14 protein-coding genes are annotated in these 15,362 nt (G+C 47.7%); 4 read left to right on the forward strand and 10 right to left on the reverse strand.

Annotated features, from left to right (window positions below; translation table 11 throughout):
- Positions 1-4 precede the first annotated feature (4 nt).
- The 4 genes from IX31_RS10930 to IX31_RS10945 are packed head-to-tail and all read right to left on the reverse strand — an operon-like array spanning position 5 to position 3,314.
- Complete coding sequence (locus tag IX31_RS10930) at positions 5-676, reverse strand: methionine ABC transporter permease (RefSeq protein WP_034458054.1); 672 nt, start codon at positions 674-676, stop codon at positions 5-7.
- Entirely contained in the window at positions 661-1,452 is a 792-nt protein-coding gene (locus IX31_RS10935) for a methionine ABC transporter ATP-binding protein (RefSeq protein WP_081908658.1), read from the reverse strand. The genes IX31_RS10930 and IX31_RS10935 overlap by 16 nt, the downstream gene beginning before the upstream one ends.
- Positions 1,449-2,258, reverse strand: a complete 810-nt coding sequence (locus IX31_RS10940) for a MetQ/NlpA family ABC transporter substrate-binding protein (protein WP_034458056.1) — start codon at positions 2,256-2,258, stop codon at positions 1,449-1,451. Before IX31_RS10940 ends, IX31_RS10935 begins: the two co-directional genes overlap by 4 nt.
- 18 nt (positions 2,259-2,276) lie before the next feature.
- Positions 2,277-3,314: an isopenicillin N synthase family dioxygenase gene (locus tag IX31_RS10945; RefSeq protein WP_034459990.1), complete on the reverse strand. Its 1,038-nt coding sequence runs from the start codon at positions 3,312-3,314 to the stop codon at positions 2,277-2,279.
- Positions 3,315-3,626: 312 nt separating this feature from the next.
- Here IX31_RS10945 and IX31_RS10950 point away from each other — a divergent pair, with 312 nt between their 5' ends.
- Both IX31_RS10950 and ykgO read left to right on the forward strand, forming a co-directional pair.
- Entirely contained in the window at positions 3,627-3,884 is a 258-nt protein-coding gene (locus IX31_RS10950) for a type B 50S ribosomal protein L31 (RefSeq protein ID WP_034458058.1), read from the forward strand.
- A 3-nt stretch (positions 3,885-3,887) separates the two neighbouring features.
- Positions 3,888-4,028 carry a type B 50S ribosomal protein L36 gene (ykgO, locus tag IX31_RS10955; RefSeq protein ID WP_034458060.1) on the forward strand — a complete coding sequence of 47 codons (141 nt, stop codon included), beginning with the start codon at positions 3,888-3,890 and terminating at the stop codon, positions 4,026-4,028.
- 43 nt (positions 4,029-4,071) lie between these two features.
- On the opposite strand, the gene IX31_RS10960 is transcribed toward ykgO, so the two are convergent.
- The 6 genes from IX31_RS10960 to acrA all read right to left on the reverse strand — a co-directional run bounded on the left by IX31_RS10960 (position 4,072) and on the right by acrA (position 11,067).
- Positions 4,072-4,530, reverse strand: a complete 459-nt coding sequence (locus IX31_RS10960; protein WP_034458062.1) for a YlaC family protein — start codon at positions 4,528-4,530, stop codon at positions 4,072-4,074.
- A 101-nt stretch (positions 4,531-4,631) separates the two neighbouring features.
- The gene (gene maa, locus IX31_RS10965; RefSeq protein WP_034458064.1) at positions 4,632-5,198 is read right to left on the reverse strand and encodes a maltose O-acetyltransferase; all 567 of its coding nucleotides are present in this window, start codon (positions 5,196-5,198) and stop codon (positions 4,632-4,634) included.
- A gap of 319 nt (positions 5,199-5,517) precedes the next feature.
- The gene (locus IX31_RS10970) at positions 5,518-5,736 is read right to left on the reverse strand and encodes an HHA domain-containing protein (protein WP_034458066.1); all 219 of its coding nucleotides are present in this window, start codon (positions 5,734-5,736) and stop codon (positions 5,518-5,520) included.
- A 30-nt stretch (positions 5,737-5,766) separates the two neighbouring features.
- Positions 5,767-6,141: an Hha toxicity modulator TomB gene (gene tomB, locus IX31_RS10975; RefSeq protein WP_034458068.1), complete on the reverse strand. Its 375-nt coding sequence runs from the start codon at positions 6,139-6,141 to the stop codon at positions 5,767-5,769.
- A 554-nt stretch (positions 6,142-6,695) separates the two neighbouring features.
- Complete coding sequence (gene acrB, locus IX31_RS10980) at positions 6,696-9,845, reverse strand: multidrug efflux RND transporter permease subunit AcrB (RefSeq protein ID WP_034458070.1); 3,150 nt, start codon at positions 9,843-9,845, stop codon at positions 6,696-6,698.
- Positions 9,846-9,867: 22 nt separating this feature from the next.
- Positions 9,868-11,067, reverse strand: a complete 1,200-nt coding sequence (gene acrA, locus IX31_RS10985) for a multidrug efflux RND transporter periplasmic adaptor subunit AcrA (RefSeq protein ID WP_034458072.1) — start codon at positions 11,065-11,067, stop codon at positions 9,868-9,870.
- Positions 11,068-11,210: 143 nt separating this feature from the next.
- On the opposite strand from acrA, the gene acrR reads away from it, so the two are divergent.
- Complete coding sequence (gene acrR, locus IX31_RS10990; protein WP_034458073.1) at positions 11,211-11,852, forward strand: multidrug efflux transporter transcriptional repressor AcrR; 642 nt, start codon at positions 11,211-11,213, stop codon at positions 11,850-11,852.
- Positions 11,853-11,981: 129 nt separating this feature from the next.
- Positions 11,982-15,362, forward strand: coding sequence for a mechanosensitive channel MscK (gene mscK, locus IX31_RS10995; protein WP_034458075.1), 3,381 nt, complete (start codon positions 11,982-11,984; stop codon positions 15,360-15,362).

Genomic DNA, 15,362 nt, shown 5'->3' on the forward strand with positions numbered 1-15,362 from the left:
AAGCTTAACGTCGGTGCGCCAGGCGGCGCACCAGACGATCTCCAATACTTTGTACCAATTGCACCATCGCGACCAGAATGACAACGGTGCCAACCATGACCTGGTCGTTAAACCGCTGGTAACCGTAGCGAATCGCCAGATCTCCCAGACCGCCACCACCAATTACGCCCGCCATCGACGAAAAACCAATGAGCATTACGATAGTAAGAGTGATCCCTGCCAGTAGCGCAGGCAGCGCTTCGGGGAGCAGCACTTTGGTGATGATATGCCAGACATTTCCTCCCATGGATAAAATGGCCTCAATACGACCTTTATCGACCTCATCTAACGCGTTTTCTACTACACGCGCAAAGAAGGGGAAGGCACCAATAGTTATCGGAACCACTGCGGCTGTGCTGCCTAACGTAGTGCCGATAATTATGCGGGTAAAAGGAATCAGCGCAATTAACAGCACAATAAACGGCAGTGAACGCCCGACATTCACGACACTGCCAATGACCTGATTGAATAGCGGAGCGGGTAATACGCCATCACGACGAGTGAGGAATAACAGTACCCCTAACGGCAATCCAATAAGCACGGTAAACAATGCCGCAAGGCTTACCATGTACAGTGTATCCAGCGAACCATCGAGCAGTAATGGCCATAAATCCCCCCAGTCTAGGCGACTTCGCATAATAGACTCCTTGTTATACCAATACGGCGTAAGAATGCCTGTTCCGCAGCATCTCCAGGGAGCAAAGCCTGACGCAGACGAGATCTGGGGATGACCAGCAATTCAGACAGCGAGCCACTTTCTATAAGCTTGCCGTGTTCCAGCAATGCCGCGTGGTCACAGATAGCTTTTACCACCTCCAGTTGATGGGTTATCAGCACAATGGTGACGCCGAGTTTATGGTTAATATCCTTCAGCAGTGCCAATACGGACGCGGTGGTTTCACTATCTAATGCGCTGGTCGCTTCATCACACAGCAGAACATCAGGATGGGCAGCCAGTGCACGAGCAATTCCCACACGTTGTTTTTGCCCACCGGAAAGTTGTGAAGGAAAAGCCTGTGCTTTATCGCTAAGGCCGACTAACTCGAGTAGTTCCGTGATGCGTGTTTGTCGTTCTTCACGGGGAAGACCCGCAATTTCTAACGGTACGGCGATGTTGTCCGCCACATTTCGCGCATGAATCAGGTTGAAGTGCTGGAATACCATTCCGGTGCGTTGACGATGTACCCGCAACTCTCGGTTATTGAGAGTAGTGATATCGACACCTTGCATCAGAATGCGGCCCGATGTGGGCCGCTCCAGCAAATTAAGGCAGCGAATCAAGGTGCTTTTCCCGGCGCCACTGCGCCCGAGAATGCCGTAGATTGCGCCGTCGGGCACAGTCAGTGAGATATCATCCAGTGCCGGTTGGCCTCCTCCGGCATACACCTTGCTCAGCCGCTCAAGGGTTATCATGACTGTGGCGTAGCAACCGGGATCACTGAGCCGTTAAACTGCTTGCGAATAAAATCAGCAACCTGTGGTGATTGAAGATCTTTCGCCAGCTCCTTGATACGTGGATCGTTTGCCAGATTTGGATTAGTGACCAGAATATTGGCATACGGGTTATGAGTGGCACTTTCCAATCCCAGCGCATCTTTTGAGGGTGTTAAACCGGCTTCCAATGCGTAGTTACCATTAATCACGGCTAAATCGACATCATCAAGCGAACGCGGCAGTTGCGGCGCTTCGATTTCAATAATCTTCAGCTTCTTAGGATTGCTGGCGATATCGCGCGGTGTCGCCTGGTTTTGCGCAGCATCTTTAAATTCAGGTTTCAGCGTGATCAATCCTTTGTCCTGCAAAAGATAGAGTGCCCGACTTAGGTTGGTAACGTTATTGGGTAAGGCGATGGTGGCATTCTCGGGAACGGATTTCAGGTCTTTATATTTATGTGAATAAATCCCCAATGGCTCAATGTGAACGGTGGCAGCAACGGTGAATTTTTTACCTAACGCTTTCTCCTGGTCGCGTAAATACGGAACATGCTGGAAGTAGTTGGCGTCCACATCTCCGTTGGCCAACAGTTCGTTGGCGTTTACGCCGTTACTAAGCTCAATGACTTTAAGCTTTAAATTAGGATCGAGTTTCTGCACAAAGGCCAGGATTTCTGCGTGTGGCACAGCATCTGCTGCAATGCGTAAGGTATCTGCTGCCTGAGCGCTAAAAGCCAGAGTCAATGACAGCGCAATCCCTGCCAGTTTAAAAGAGGCATATTTCATGGTGGTTTCCTTCAATATTTAAGCGATGAGTTCAGTGCTGCTACGCAAGACATCCGGGTAATAACGTTCCGCCACGTCGGGATGAGAGCGCAGGCGGCCTTTCAGGTAGTTCCAGCCAACATCTCGCAGTAACGGGTTGTGAGGATCGCTTTCCGGGCCATGGGCCTGGCTTGCAAGCTCAGGAGGTAATGTGTAAACCGGAACCACGGCATCTAACTGTGCGCCGAGGAAAAATGCGATGGACTGGCGTTCCTGCCCTGGCGGAGGCGACACCACTCGATGGACCGTGGCCCGCAAATAGCCATTGGTCGCCAGTTCAAGCAACTCACCAATATTCACCACAAAGCTGCCGGGTAAAGGGGCTGCATCTATCCAGTTATTAGGGGTGACTTCAACCTGTAAACCTTGCTGCCTGTCTTGTAGCAGGAAGCTTAGGAAGCCGGAATCTTTGTGAGCGCCAACACCCTGATTGCTATCGGTAGCCTGTTGGCCGGGATAGCGAATCAGCTTGATATGCTCGTTGGGTTTGTTGCCATACAGGTCATCAAAGCTGTTAGCCGGTAACTGCAACGCTAATGCAAAAGTGCGTAATAATTTCAATGCCACAGCGGTCATTTCGCGCTGAAATTGTAATAAAGTCGGCCTGAGAGTGGGTAATGATTCAGGCCAGAGGTTGGGTCCTTGCAGACGCAGCCAGCCTGGTTGTGATGGGCTGACTGAAAGTACCGGGCGTTCAGCGCCAATATCAAATTGTTCACGCCAGTCAGGTTTACCACGCGTTAATTCGCTGGCAGCGCGGTTGTAACCACGAAAATGAGGGGAGTGAATCATCGCGACTTTCTGTTTTTCTGTATCAGGTAAAGAGAAAAACAGCTGAGCTTCATCCTGAACGGCTTGTTGCAGTTCCGGGCTGATACCATGATTTATTAGATAAAAGAAGCCGATGTCACGAGCGGCATGGCGTAGTTGTTCAAGAAAGGCTGCGCGATCGGTGTCGGTGCCATCAAGGGCTAAGAGATCGAGTATTGGCAATGCCTGGGTCGTTGTTTTGCTCATTTTGCACTCCACGTAATTCAGATGTTTTCCCGTCACGTTTTGATTTTTTAACCCAACAATAATTTTCACAACGACAGCGCTGACTCATGGTTTATCCCTTCTGGATTGATGTGTTGTTCGTGGAAATGACATTGCCGCAACTGCGCCACGCCGCCCAATATTGTTATCTTCTAAGTTATTGCCTTGCGGGGTTCTAAGCTTTTGCAGAATTTAGCAATCAACGGTTGTTAAGGTTTGGTGGCAAACAGGCTTGCTTTTTTTTCATTCATATTTTACTTTATTGTTATGTTATAACATATCCTGGAAAAGAAAATGAAACGTGACATCCATCCTTTCTATCGAACAGTGGTGTTCCACGACACTACCGCCAATGAGTTCTTTAAAGTGGGTTCGACTATCAAGACCGACCGGGAAATCGAGCTTGAGGGTGTGACATATCCCTATATCACACTGGAAGTTTCATCAGCCTCTCATCCGCATTACACCGGTAAACAAAAAACATTCACCAATGAAGGCAGTCCGGCTCGTTTCCAGCAGCGTTTCGGTCGTTTTTTTGGCAAGGGAGAGTAAAAGATGCAGGTTTTGAATTCATTACGTAGTGCTAAGCAGCGCCATCCAGATTGCCAGATTGTGAAGCGTAAAGGGCGGTTGTATGTGATTTGCAAAAGTAACCCGCGTTTTAAAGCGGTGCAGGGTGGGAAGAAGCGGCGTTAAGACAAGGGGCGCTTTGCCCCTTGGCTTTTATAAATTGTGAACGTTACGGACGTCCAAGAGAGAAAATATCGTAAAACGAGAGTTCGCCTTTCGTGGCAACCATCTTATGCAGTAGCGATTTTTGTTGTTCGTCAACACCAGGGGAATGCAGGATTTTATCGATTAATGTGGGTGGAACGTTACGCGTGTTGTACCACTCACCGTTGTAGCAAACGCGTAAATCCAGCACATCAATATCGTCATAGCGATACCGGGGATTCACATCAAAAAAGAAAAAGCCGTTTAGCAGCGCAAACAACACGACCAATAGCCAAACAGATCCCGCCAGAGTATCCGACTCGAGCATGACCCATAGTGTTGCGAACCAACCTATCCACATGCCGACAAATAGCCCCGGATGCTTGCGAATAAAGCTGATGCTAAAACGCGGGCGATTGTCGCGTTTTTCTTCCGCATTGAGTTGTTCGATTGTATCGGTGAGCAGACGCTGAATTTCAGTCATGATGGCCTTCTGAACGGGAACGCGACAGGCAGAGAACTGTTATTTTAAGAAGCCCTGCAAGGGTAAAAAAGTAACAGTTTCGCCATAAAAAACCATAACAGTTAATGTGGCGTGTCAGGCACCATTTTGATTAGCCTGGCCGGATTTCCAGCAACTACCGAATTCGCCGGAATATCTTTTGTGACGACGGATCCGGCACCTATCACTACATTATCGCCAATAGTCACACCCGGGTTGATAACCGCGCGCCCACCAATCCAGACATTATTGCCAATCGTGACAGGTTTACCGAACTCAACACCACTGTTGCGCGTTTCGGCATCCAGCGGATGAGTCGCAGTATAAATATGAACACCGGGGGCCAGCATACAATTTTCACCGATGTGGACAGGACAAACGTCGAGAATCACACAGTCAAAATTGGCATAGAAGTTTTTGCCGAGGAAAATATTGTAGCCGTAATCACAACGAAACGATGGTTCAATATAGGCATCCAGACTTTGGCCTAATAGTTGTTCGAGCAGTTCACTACGAATAGCCTTTTCATCTGGAGCTGTGTGATTAAAATGGTGAATCAAATGGCGCGCTTTTACACGGTCATCTCGAAGCTGTTGGTCAGCAGGGCGATAAAGTTCACCTGCAATCATTTTCTGTTTTTCTTCACTCATGGTGATGCCTTTTAAAATAGACAGGACACCCGTTACCCTAAGCGATTAGTTTGTAATTAATTTTGCTAAAGTTCCTTTTTGTGACGGTAATCACATGACCGGGTGTGCTATTAACAATCACAAATTAAGAGGAACGACGGACACAATGTAGTAAGCCTTACAGAAAGAGCGATAGCAGCTTGCATCTCGAAAGCTGAACGGCCCGGATAAATATCTATTTAGCACTCTATTAAGTGACTAAATGAGTTTCTGAATCCATTGTGGCTGATTACAAAAGCATGTCAGTCTGAAACCAAAAGGTAATAACAGTTAAGGGGGATTAGCGGATAAATTTCCATACAGATGGTGGTATTTTATCGTAAAGCTTATTCATGGTTAGTTCAGCCAGACGGTGGTCTGCTGCTGAATAAAATACAGCCAATTCATTATCTGGTAATTCGTATTTATTCTTTTCGATTACGCGTTCTAATGTGTCAATAGTTTGGCAGCGTCGCAAGCGCATCAAATAATCAGTCTTAGTTAATGGTTTTGTAGTCATAAAATCACCTTATTACATCTTGTAATAGTTCTAAAAGGAGAGGCTTACTGGGTTCGCACGACTCTCTGTGACGAAACATCTGAATAACCGATTCCCGGACTTACGCCATTTCTGCAAGTCTTGGGCATTGATGCCATAGTTACTGAACAGCATAAATGTATCGTCTAAATATTCGTCAATTTGTTCAATCAATTTACTCTCATCATCGTACTTAATTTTGTAATTAAGTGCGAAAGCAGCAATATGCTCAATCAATTCATTCAACTGTAAGTTAATGGCCGAAGTAGGATCATTAACCCAACCATGATTACTCTCGCCAAGGTTGGTAAGGCAGTCATGATACAGGTTTTCGCAGAGAAATTTAAGCTGTGCGATATCATGCCGTTTTGGTGAGTATTCGTCCATAATGCAGCCCCTTTTTTATCGAAGAAAATTTGATAAACAAAACGCCTTGGGGTGGACACACCTGGATGAGGTGGGAATCAATTACAACGATTATTCCATATGCTTTAACTATAAATCAATCCGCAGTAGATTTCCTTTCACTATTACGAAAAATTACATTTACAGCAAAGCTGTTTACTCTAACGTAATGTTTATTAAGACTTTCACTTATTTTAAAAGCATTGTCTGATAAATTAACTTAAGTGAATGTTTAAGAAAGCAGTTTATATTCAATAGGTTAATTTTGTGTTGCAGCAATGAACCTAAGACGGGGTGTAAATAAGGAATCAATTGAGAATAATCCTAATATATTAGTATGAGCCTTCATACCTCATCTGCCAGTGAATTTAAGAAATATCTTGTCATCATATTCAAGTGCAATCGGTTTTTTATTGCAACATTTCGAAACCTATCGTAGAAAAAGCCAGCAACTATCGTTATTTATTAATATGACAAATAAGGGCGGCGGATATAAAAAAGGCCGCTTGCGCGGCCTTTTAATTGCGGATTTAGACTTACTTGTGGTGCTCAACCGCGTGAGTGTGTTCGATATCTTCAGATTTACGGCTGAAGCGACGACGAACTACCACGAAGAACACAGGTACGAAGAAGATAGCCAGGACTGTTGCAGTAACCATCCCGCCCATTACCCCTGTACCTACGGCGTTCTGTGCACCGGAGCCTGCACCGGAGCTGATTACCAGTGGCATTACCCCGAGGATAAACGCCAGTGATGTCATCAGAATCGGACGCAGACGCATACGAACAGCTTCCAGCGTAGCTTCAATCAAGCCTTTGCCTTCTTTGTCCATCAGGTCTTTGGCGAATTCAACGATAAGTATCGCGTTCTTCGCCGACAAGCCAATGGTTGTCAGCAGGCCTACCTGGAAGTACACGTCATTGGTTAGGCCACGGAATGTTGCGGCAAGCAGTGCACCGACAACACCAAGTGGAACAACCAGCATGACCGAGAATGGAATTGACCAGCTCTCGTACAGTGCAGCCAGACACAGGAACACCACGATCAGGGAGATGGCATACAGGGCAGGGGCCTGGTTACCTGATAAACGTTCCTGATATGACATACCCGTCCAGTCATAACCGATACCGGTTGGTAGTTTGCTGGCCAGTTGTTCCATGAGATCCATCGCTTCACCGGTACTCTTACCCGGAGCTGCCTGACCTAGGATTTCCATGGAAGGTAAGCCGTTGTAACGTTCCAGACGCGGTGAGCCGTATTCCCAGTGCGCCGAAGAGAACGCTGAGAATGGCACCATTTGCCCGGTAGAGCCGCGAACATACCAGTTGTTGATATCGCTTGGCAGCATACGGAATGGCGCATCAGCCATCAGGTAAACCTTCTTCACACGACCACGGTCGATGAAGTCGTTCACGTAACTACCACCCCATGCAGCACCAAGTGTGGTGTTGATATCGCTGATAGAAACACCCAATGCTTGCGCTTTTTCCTGGTCAATATCGATTTTGAACTGAGGCGTATCTTCCAGACCGTTTGGACGCACACCCACCAATAGGTCAGGGTGTTTAGCGACTTCACCAAACAATTGATTACGCGCCTGAGTCAGTTTTTCATGTCCGAGGTTTGCCTGGTCAATCAACTGGAAGTCGAAGCCCGTTGCCGTACCCAGTTCAACGATCGCTGGCAGGTTAAATGCGAACACAATGGCATCTTTGATTTTCGAGAATTCGGCGCTTGCGCGACCAGCAATAGCTGGAACCTTGTTCTCTTCACCTGGACGCTCATCCCAGTCTTTCAAGGATACGAATGCCAGACCGGTGTTCTGCCCCTGTCCCGAGAAGCCAAAGCCGTTAACGGTAAATACGGAGTTAACGTTGTCTTTCTCTTTTTCGAGGTAGTACTTGGTCACATCATCAAGAACGGCTTGTGTACGTTCTTGCGTCGCACCTGCAGGCAATTGCGCCATGGTCAGGAACACGCCCTGGTCTTCATCTGGCAAGAAGGAACTTGGCAGACGAATAAACAGGAAGGCCATGCCAACAACAATCAGCAGATAAAGCACTAAGTAACGACCGGTGCTACGCAAGATGTTACCGACACTATCGGTATAATGATGCGTGCTCTTGTCGAACATATTGTTAAACCAGCCGAAGAAGCCTTTCTTCTCGTGGTGGTCGCCTTTATTGATTGGCTTAAGCAGGGTGGCGCACAGTGCAGGTGTCAAAATCAATGCCACCAGTACGGAGAGCACCATCGCCGATACGATAGTAATAGAGAACTGACGATAGATTGCACCTGTGGAACCGCCGAAGAACGCCATCGGTATAAATACCGCTGACAGAACCATGGCGATACCGACCAGAGCGCCCTGTATCTGCTCCATTGATTTGCGTGTGGCTTCTTTCGGCGGCAATCCTTCTTCCGCCATAACACGCTCAACGTTCTCTACAACTACGATCGCATCATCTACCAACAGGCCTATCGCAAGCACCATCCCGAACATCGTAAGGGTGTTTATCGAATAACCAAATATGGCAAGGATAGCGAAGGTACCCAGCAATACTACTGGTACGGCAATCGTTGGAATCAGTGTGGCGCGGAAGTTCTGCAAGAACAGATACATTACCAGGAACACCAGCACGATTGCTTCAACGAGGGTTTTTACTACCTCTTTGATAGAGATTTTAACGAATGGCGTGGTGTCATATGGATATACAACTTTCAGACCCGCAGGGAAGAATGGTTGTAGTTTTTCCACCGTAGCACGTACCGCATTGGCGGTATCCAGGGCGTTAGCACCGGTTGCCAGTTTGATACCTAAACCAGACGCAGGTTGGCCGTTGTAACGTGCGACAACGTTGTAGTTCTCGCCGCCCAGCTCAACTTTCGCCACATCTTTAAGCAGAACACGTGAGCCATCCTGATTCACTTTCAGCAGAATTTTGCTGAACTCATCGGCAGATTTTAAACGGGTCTGAGCAATGATAGAGGCGTTAAGTTGCTGGCCTTTAACTGGTGGAGTACCACCTAACTGACCTGCTGCTACCTGGGCGTTCTGCGCTTTGATAGCTGCGATGACATCAACCGGCGTGAGTTGGTAATTGTTCAGTTTGTTCGGATCCATCCAGATACGCATCGCGTACTGAGCACCAAACAGCTGAACATCACCGACACCACGAGTACGGCTGATCGGGTCTTTAATGGTTGCGCCAACGTAGTCCGAAATATCTTCCTGTGTCATGGAACCATCGGTGTTGATCATACCGAGAACCATCAGGAAGCTACTTGAAGACTTCTCAACACTAACACCTTGCTGCTGTACTTCTTGAGGAAGCAGTGGCATTGCAAGTTGCAGTTTGTTCTGAACCTGTACCTGCGCGATATCCGCGTCAGTACCAGAATCAAAGGTAATGGTTATGGTGACAGAACCAGAGGAATCACTGGATGAGGACATGTACAGCAGGTTGTCGATACCGTTCATGTTCTGTTCGATAACCTGTGTAACGGTATCCTGTACCGTTTTCGCATCTGCACCTGGATAGTTTGCTGAGATCGAAATTGCCGGTGGCGCAATGGTTGGATATTGCGCGATCGGTAATTTCATGATCGCAAGCCCGCCCGCCAACATAATAATGATGGCGATTACCCAGGCAAAAATCGGGCGATCGATAAAAAACTTAGCCATGTCTTAACGGCTCCTGTTTAAGTTAAGACTTCGTTTGTTCAGACTGTGCGCCAGCGGCTGCTTGATCCTGGCCTTTATTTTCTGCCGCCACTTCCTGCGCTTTCACCTGAACACCGGGTTTCACTTTTTGCAAACCGGTCACAATAACGCGATCACCATCCTTCAACCCACTGGTTACCAGCCATTTGTCGCCGATAGCTTGAGTTGCGGTGATATTGCGTACTTCCACTTTGTCTTCTTTACCAATGACCATTGCTGAAGCATCACCACGCGGTGTACGAGTTACACCTTGTTGTGGAACTAACAGTGCGTTTGGATTGGTACCTTCTTCCAGTTGCGCGCGAACAAACATGCCCGGCAATAACGTTTTATCTGGGTTCGGGAAGATAGCTCGCAAAGTGATAGAACCGGTGGTCTGGTCAACCGTCACGTCAGAAAACTCTAAAGAGCCTTCCTGCGGGAAAGTGATACCGTCGTTGGTCACTAATTTGACTTTTGCTTTACCGTTTTCTTGTTTCAGTTTGCCTTCCGCCAGCTCTTGCTTAAGGCGCAAGAAATCGTTGCTGGATTGGGTCACATCGACATAAATAGGGTCGAGCTGTTGTACTGTCGCCAGTGCAGAGGCCTGTCCACTAGTCACCAGAGCGCCTTCAGTAACAGAAGACTTACCAATGCGACCACTAATAGGTGATGTCACTTTGGTATACGCAAGGTTAATGCGAGCAGTTTCAACGGCGGCTTTAGCAGCTACAACAGATGCGTTTGCCTGTTGTGAATCGGCAAGTGCAGTGTCGTAATCTTGTTGACTGATGTACTTAGTACCCAACAGTTTTTGATAACGTTTAAGCGTCAGCTGAGCGATGTTTGCACTTGCTTGTGCTTTAGCGAGGTCGCCTTTGGCGCTGTCATATGCTGCCTGGTATGTTGCAGGATCGATTTGGTACAGAGACACGCCAGCCTTGATTTCACTTCCTTCTTCGAAGTTACGTTTCAGGATGATGCCACTGACTTGTGGGCGAACTTCTGCAATACGATAAGCGCTTGTACGGCCAGGAAGCTCTGTAGTTATCTGCAAAGGAGCACTTTTCAGAGTTACCACACCCACTTCTGGGGTATGCGGCGCACTCTGTTTTGTCTCTTTGTCATTACATCCTGTAAGTACTAAGCTGCCTGAGAGCATCAGAATGGCCGCCAGAGGCGTAAACCCTCTGTTTTTGTTCATATGTAAACCTCGAGTGTCCGATTTCAAAGTTGTTCAATGGATCAAATGTCCACAAACCCATTGCTGCGTTTATATTATCGTCGTGCTATGGTACATACATTCACAAATGTATGTAAATCTAACTACCGTTGTTTCACCCACTTATGGCACGAAAAACCAAACAACAAGCACTGGAAACTCGCCAACACCTTCTGGATGTTGCAATCCGCTTGTTTTCACAACACGGAGTTTCCGCAACTTCACTGGCAGATATCGCAAAAGCAGCTGGTGTAACCCGTGGTGCAATCTACTGGCATTTCAAAAATAAGTCGGATTTGTTTAATGAAATCTGGGAGCTAACTGAGTCCAGTATTGGCGATTTAGAAACTGAGTATCGGGCAAAATTTCCTGACGATCCACTTTCTGTTGTAAGAGAGTTATTAATTTACATATTACAAGCAACTGTTGTTGATGAACGCCGTCGTTTGATGACCGAAATCATTTTCCATAAATGTGAATTTGTTGGAGAACTTGCGGTTTTACAGCAAGCCAGACGCGAACTTTATATGGAAGGAAACGAGAGAATTGAGAGCAGTTTACAGCGTTGTATTGATGCTGAGATGTTACCGAAAAACTTGCGCCTTCCCCACGCCGTTATCCTACTGCGTAGTTACATTACCGGGCTGATTGAAAATTGGCTGGTTGCGCCAGATAGTTTTGATCTCCATGGCCAGGCCGAAGACTACGTCGCAATTTTGTTGGAAATGTTTCAAACCTGCCCAACCATGAGATCCATTCCACAATAAAAATATGCTTATTAGGGTAATTCCGAACACAGTTGACCAAGGTTTTTCCGAAAAGACGTGCTAATCTTGCGGCTCATATTTCGTCTTTAACTCGCCATCCTTCGGCCTGTTCTCAAACACTGTCAAACTATGCCGCAACTCTTGTGTTCACTGTATTCACGTCGCCTATCCGCACGTTTTTTTCTTATTGCATTCGTTAGCCTGCTTTGCGTGCTGGCACAGCCAGTCTGGGCGCAAAAAAATGGTAGCGATCTGCCGAGCCGCGATGAAATTCAAAATCAGCTGTCTGCCCTGAATAAGCAAAAGACGCTGTCTCCCAATGACAAACTCACCCAACAAGATCTCAATGAAACTCTTGAGGTGCTGGATAAAATTGACCGGCTCAAGGATGAAGCGGAAAAACTCCATCAGCAGATAGTTGAAGCGCCGAAAGTGCTGCGCAAAGCTACTGATGCACTCAATGAGATTAAGAGCCAACAGGTTAATGCGGCCAATGAAGAGGCTGAAATTGAAGCGCTGAGTCTGCGCCAGCTTGAAACTCGCCTCAGTGAGTTGGTGACGAATTTGCAGAACGCGCAAAGCGATTTAGCGACCTGGAACAGCCAGCTGATTTCATTGCAAACGCAACCTGAACGCGTACAAAACGCGATGAATGCGGCATCAGCTCAGCTTGAAACGATTCGCAACCGCCTTAATGGCGTAACGCCGGGGGCCGCAGATTTACGCCCAAGCCAGCAAACGTTGTTACTTGCGCAACAGGCTTTGTTGAACGCACAGCTTCAACAGCAGAGCGAAAGCCTGAAAGGCAACACTATTTTGCAAGATGCGCTGCAAAAACAACGTGACTACACCAATGCGCATATCAACCAAATGGAAATCACGCTGCAACTCTTGCAGAAAGCGTCTAGCAGTAAGCGTTTAACGCTGACGCAGCAGACCGCGCAGGACGCCATAGACTCTGAAGATACCGTTAAAATTCAGCAAAACCCGCTGGTTAAACAGGAATTAGACATCAATCATCAGTTGAGTCAGCGTCTGATTGACGCCACTCAGCATGCCAATGAAATGGTGCCTTCGAGCATTCGCATTAAAAATACACTGGATCGCGCTCTGCAATCTGAACGTAACCTCAAAGAGCAGATCGCCGTTTTGAAAGGCAGCTTGTTGTTGTCGCGTATTCTTTACCAACAGCAGCAACAAAACCTGCCGTCTGCCGAAGACACTGAAGACCTGACCAATCGGATTGCGGATATTCGTCTCGAACAGTTTGATGTGAACCAACAACGTGACGCTTTGTTCCAGCCGGACGAACTGGTCGCGAAAATCGAAGATGGCCATAAAGCGGATGTCACTCCGGAAGTTCACGATGCGTTATTGCAGGTTCTGGATACTCGCCGTGAATTGCTCGACCAGCTCAATAAACAGCTTGGTATGCAGTTAATGCTGGCCATTAATTTGCAGAACAACCAGCAGCAGCTGCAAAACGTCACGAAGTCACTCGACCAGATCCTTACTGAGCAAATTTTCTGGGTAACCAGTAATAAGCCGATGGATTGGGACTGGCTGAAATCATTGCCTTCTTCGCTGCGCGATCAGTTTAAAAACGCCAGCCTCAATTTTAAAGGGCCAGAAAACTCGCTTAAAATTCTCGCCATCCTGCTACTGATGATTCCGGCTTTGTTGTTGGCAGGCGTTATACGCTGGCGCTTTAAAGCGATAGACCGCTATCTGGAAAAGCAGGCGAGCCGTGTTGGGCAACTTCGTAACGACAGCCAAATGCTGACCCCGAAAGCCATTGCTCTGACGCTGGTTAAAGTTTTGCCTGGCGCGCTGGTTATCTACTCAATTGGCCTGGTGTTTGCTGGCTTGCAGATGAACATCAGCGAATCGATGCTGGCATTTTGCAAACAGCTCTCCTTGTTCTGGTTAGTCTTCGGCTTAACTTACCAGGTGCTGTCTAAAAATGGTGTTGCTGTTAGCCACTTTAATATGCAACCGCAATTGTGCAGCCATTATCGCCGCCAATTAGTGCGTATAGGTTGTGCTCTATTACCATTGTTATTCTGGTCGGTGCTGGGTGAACGTTCGCCGCTACATCTGGTTGAAGATGCGTTGGGGCAACTGATTATCTTCTTCAACTTGTTGCTTATCACCGCACTGGTCTTCCCAATGTGCCGTGAAAACTGGCGCAACAAAAACAACCACACCATGCAGTTGTTTACTGTCACGATGATGGGCGTGGTGCCTGCTGTGTTAATCGTGCTGACGGCAATGGGGTATTTTTATACGACACTTCGCCTTGCTGGTCGCTGGATTGAAACTATCTATCTGATACTCGTCTGGAACCTGGTCTATCAGACCGTCTTGCGCGGATTGAGTGTTGCGGCACGTCGTATGGCTTATCGCCGTGCCGTTGCGCGCCGTGAGAATCTGGTGAAAGAGGGGGCTGAAGGGGGCGAGCCGGTAGAAGAGCCACCGTTGGCTTTGGACCAAATCAACCAACAGACCATGCGTCTGGCGATCATTGCCCTGTTCGCTCTATTTGCTCTGGTGTTCTACACAATTTGGTCAGATTTGTTCGGGGTATTCGGTTATCTGGACAGCATCCAGCTCTGGAGTTATAGCGCTTCCGAAGCTGGTGTGGCAGTAGTGAAAAACGTCACCATGGGCAGCCTGTTATTTGCCGCGATTGCTTTTGCTGTTGCCTGGGTGCTGATTCGCAACTTACCGGGTCTGCTGGAAGTATTGGTGCTTTCGCGTCTGCAAATGCGTCAGGGTGCTTCATATGCCATCACCACGATTCTTAACTACGTCATTACTGCGGTAGGGGCGATGACTATCTTCGGCTCTCTCGGTGTGTCGTGGGATAAGTTGCAATGGCTGGCAGCCGCGCTGTCGGTGGGCTTAGGTTTTGGTTTGCAGGAGATATTCGGTAACTTCGTTTCCGGCCTGATTATCCTCTTCGAGCGCCCGGTGCGTATCGGCGATACCGTCACGATTGGCACATTTTCTGGTAGCGTCAGCAAAATTCGTATTCGTGCCACCACGATTACTGACTTTGACCGCAAAGAGGTGATCATCCCGAACAAAGCGTTTGTGACGGAACGACTGATCAACTGGTCGCTTACCGACACGATCACTCGCGTAGTTATCCGCCTGGGTGTGGCTTACGGGTCTGATCTGGATAAAGTACGTGAGATCTTACTGAAAGCTGCACATGAGCATCCGAAAGTGATGCACGACCCTGAGCCAACGGTGTTCTTCACCACCTTCGGGGCCAGCACGTTGGATCACGAACTGCGCCTGTATGTGCGTGAGCTGCGTGATCGCAGCTACACCGTCGATGAGCTAAACCGGACAATCGATCGTCTATGTCGTGAGAACGGCATTAATATCGCCTTCAACCAACTCGAAGTGCATCTGCGTAATGACAAAGGCGATGAACTGACAGAAGTGAAACGCGATAATAATGGCAAATCAAACGGTGGCGACATCGTTCCTGCCCAGTAA

The organism is Buttiauxella noackiae, assembly GCF_000737905.1.
Lineage (GTDB): Bacteria > Pseudomonadota > Gammaproteobacteria > Enterobacterales > Enterobacteriaceae > Buttiauxella > Buttiauxella noackiae.

Bases quoted from the DNA above. Each gene is read 5' to 3' on its own strand.
- maa (WP_034458064.1), bottom strand. From the start codon at position 5,198: ATGAGTGAAGAAAAACAGAAAATGATTGCAGGTGAACTTTATCGCCCT.
- IX31_RS10950 (WP_034458058.1), top strand. From the start codon at position 3,627: ATGAAACGTGACATCCATCCTTTCTATCGAACAGTGGTGTTCCACGAC.
- IX31_RS10940 (WP_034458056.1), bottom strand. From the start codon at position 2,258: ATGAAATATGCCTCTTTTAAACTGGCAGGGATTGCGCTGTCATTGACT.
- IX31_RS10960 (WP_034458062.1), bottom strand. From the start codon at position 4,530: ATGACTGAAATTCAGCGTCTGCTCACCGATACAATCGAACAACTCAAT.
- mscK (WP_034458075.1), top strand. From the start codon at position 11,982: ATGCCGCAACTCTTGTGTTCACTGTATTCACGTCGCCTATCCGCACGT.
- acrA (WP_034458072.1), bottom strand. From the start codon at position 11,067: ATGAACAAAAACAGAGGGTTTACGCCTCTGGCGGCCATTCTGATGCTC.
- tomB (WP_034458068.1), bottom strand. From the start codon at position 6,141: ATGGACGAATACTCACCAAAACGGCATGATATCGCACAGCTTAAATTT.
- IX31_RS10970 (WP_034458066.1), bottom strand. From the start codon at position 5,736: ATGACTACAAAACCATTAACTAAGACTGATTATTTGATGCGCTTGCGA.
- ykgO (WP_034458060.1), top strand. From the start codon at position 3,888: ATGCAGGTTTTGAATTCATTACGTAGTGCTAAGCAGCGCCATCCAGAT.
- acrR (WP_034458073.1), top strand. From the start codon at position 11,211: ATGGCACGAAAAACCAAACAACAAGCACTGGAAACTCGCCAACACCTT.
- IX31_RS10945 (WP_034459990.1), bottom strand. From the start codon at position 3,314: ATGAGCAAAACAACGACCCAGGCATTGCCAATACTCGATCTCTTAGCC.
- IX31_RS10935 (WP_081908658.1), bottom strand. From the start codon at position 1,452: ATGATAACCCTTGAGCGGCTGAGCAAGGTGTATGCCGGAGGAGGCCAA.
- IX31_RS10930 (WP_034458054.1), bottom strand. From the start codon at position 676: ATGCGAAGTCGCCTAGACTGGGGGGATTTATGGCCATTACTGCTCGAT.
- acrB (WP_034458070.1), bottom strand. From the start codon at position 9,845: ATGGCTAAGTTTTTTATCGATCGCCCGATTTTTGCCTGGGTAATCGCC.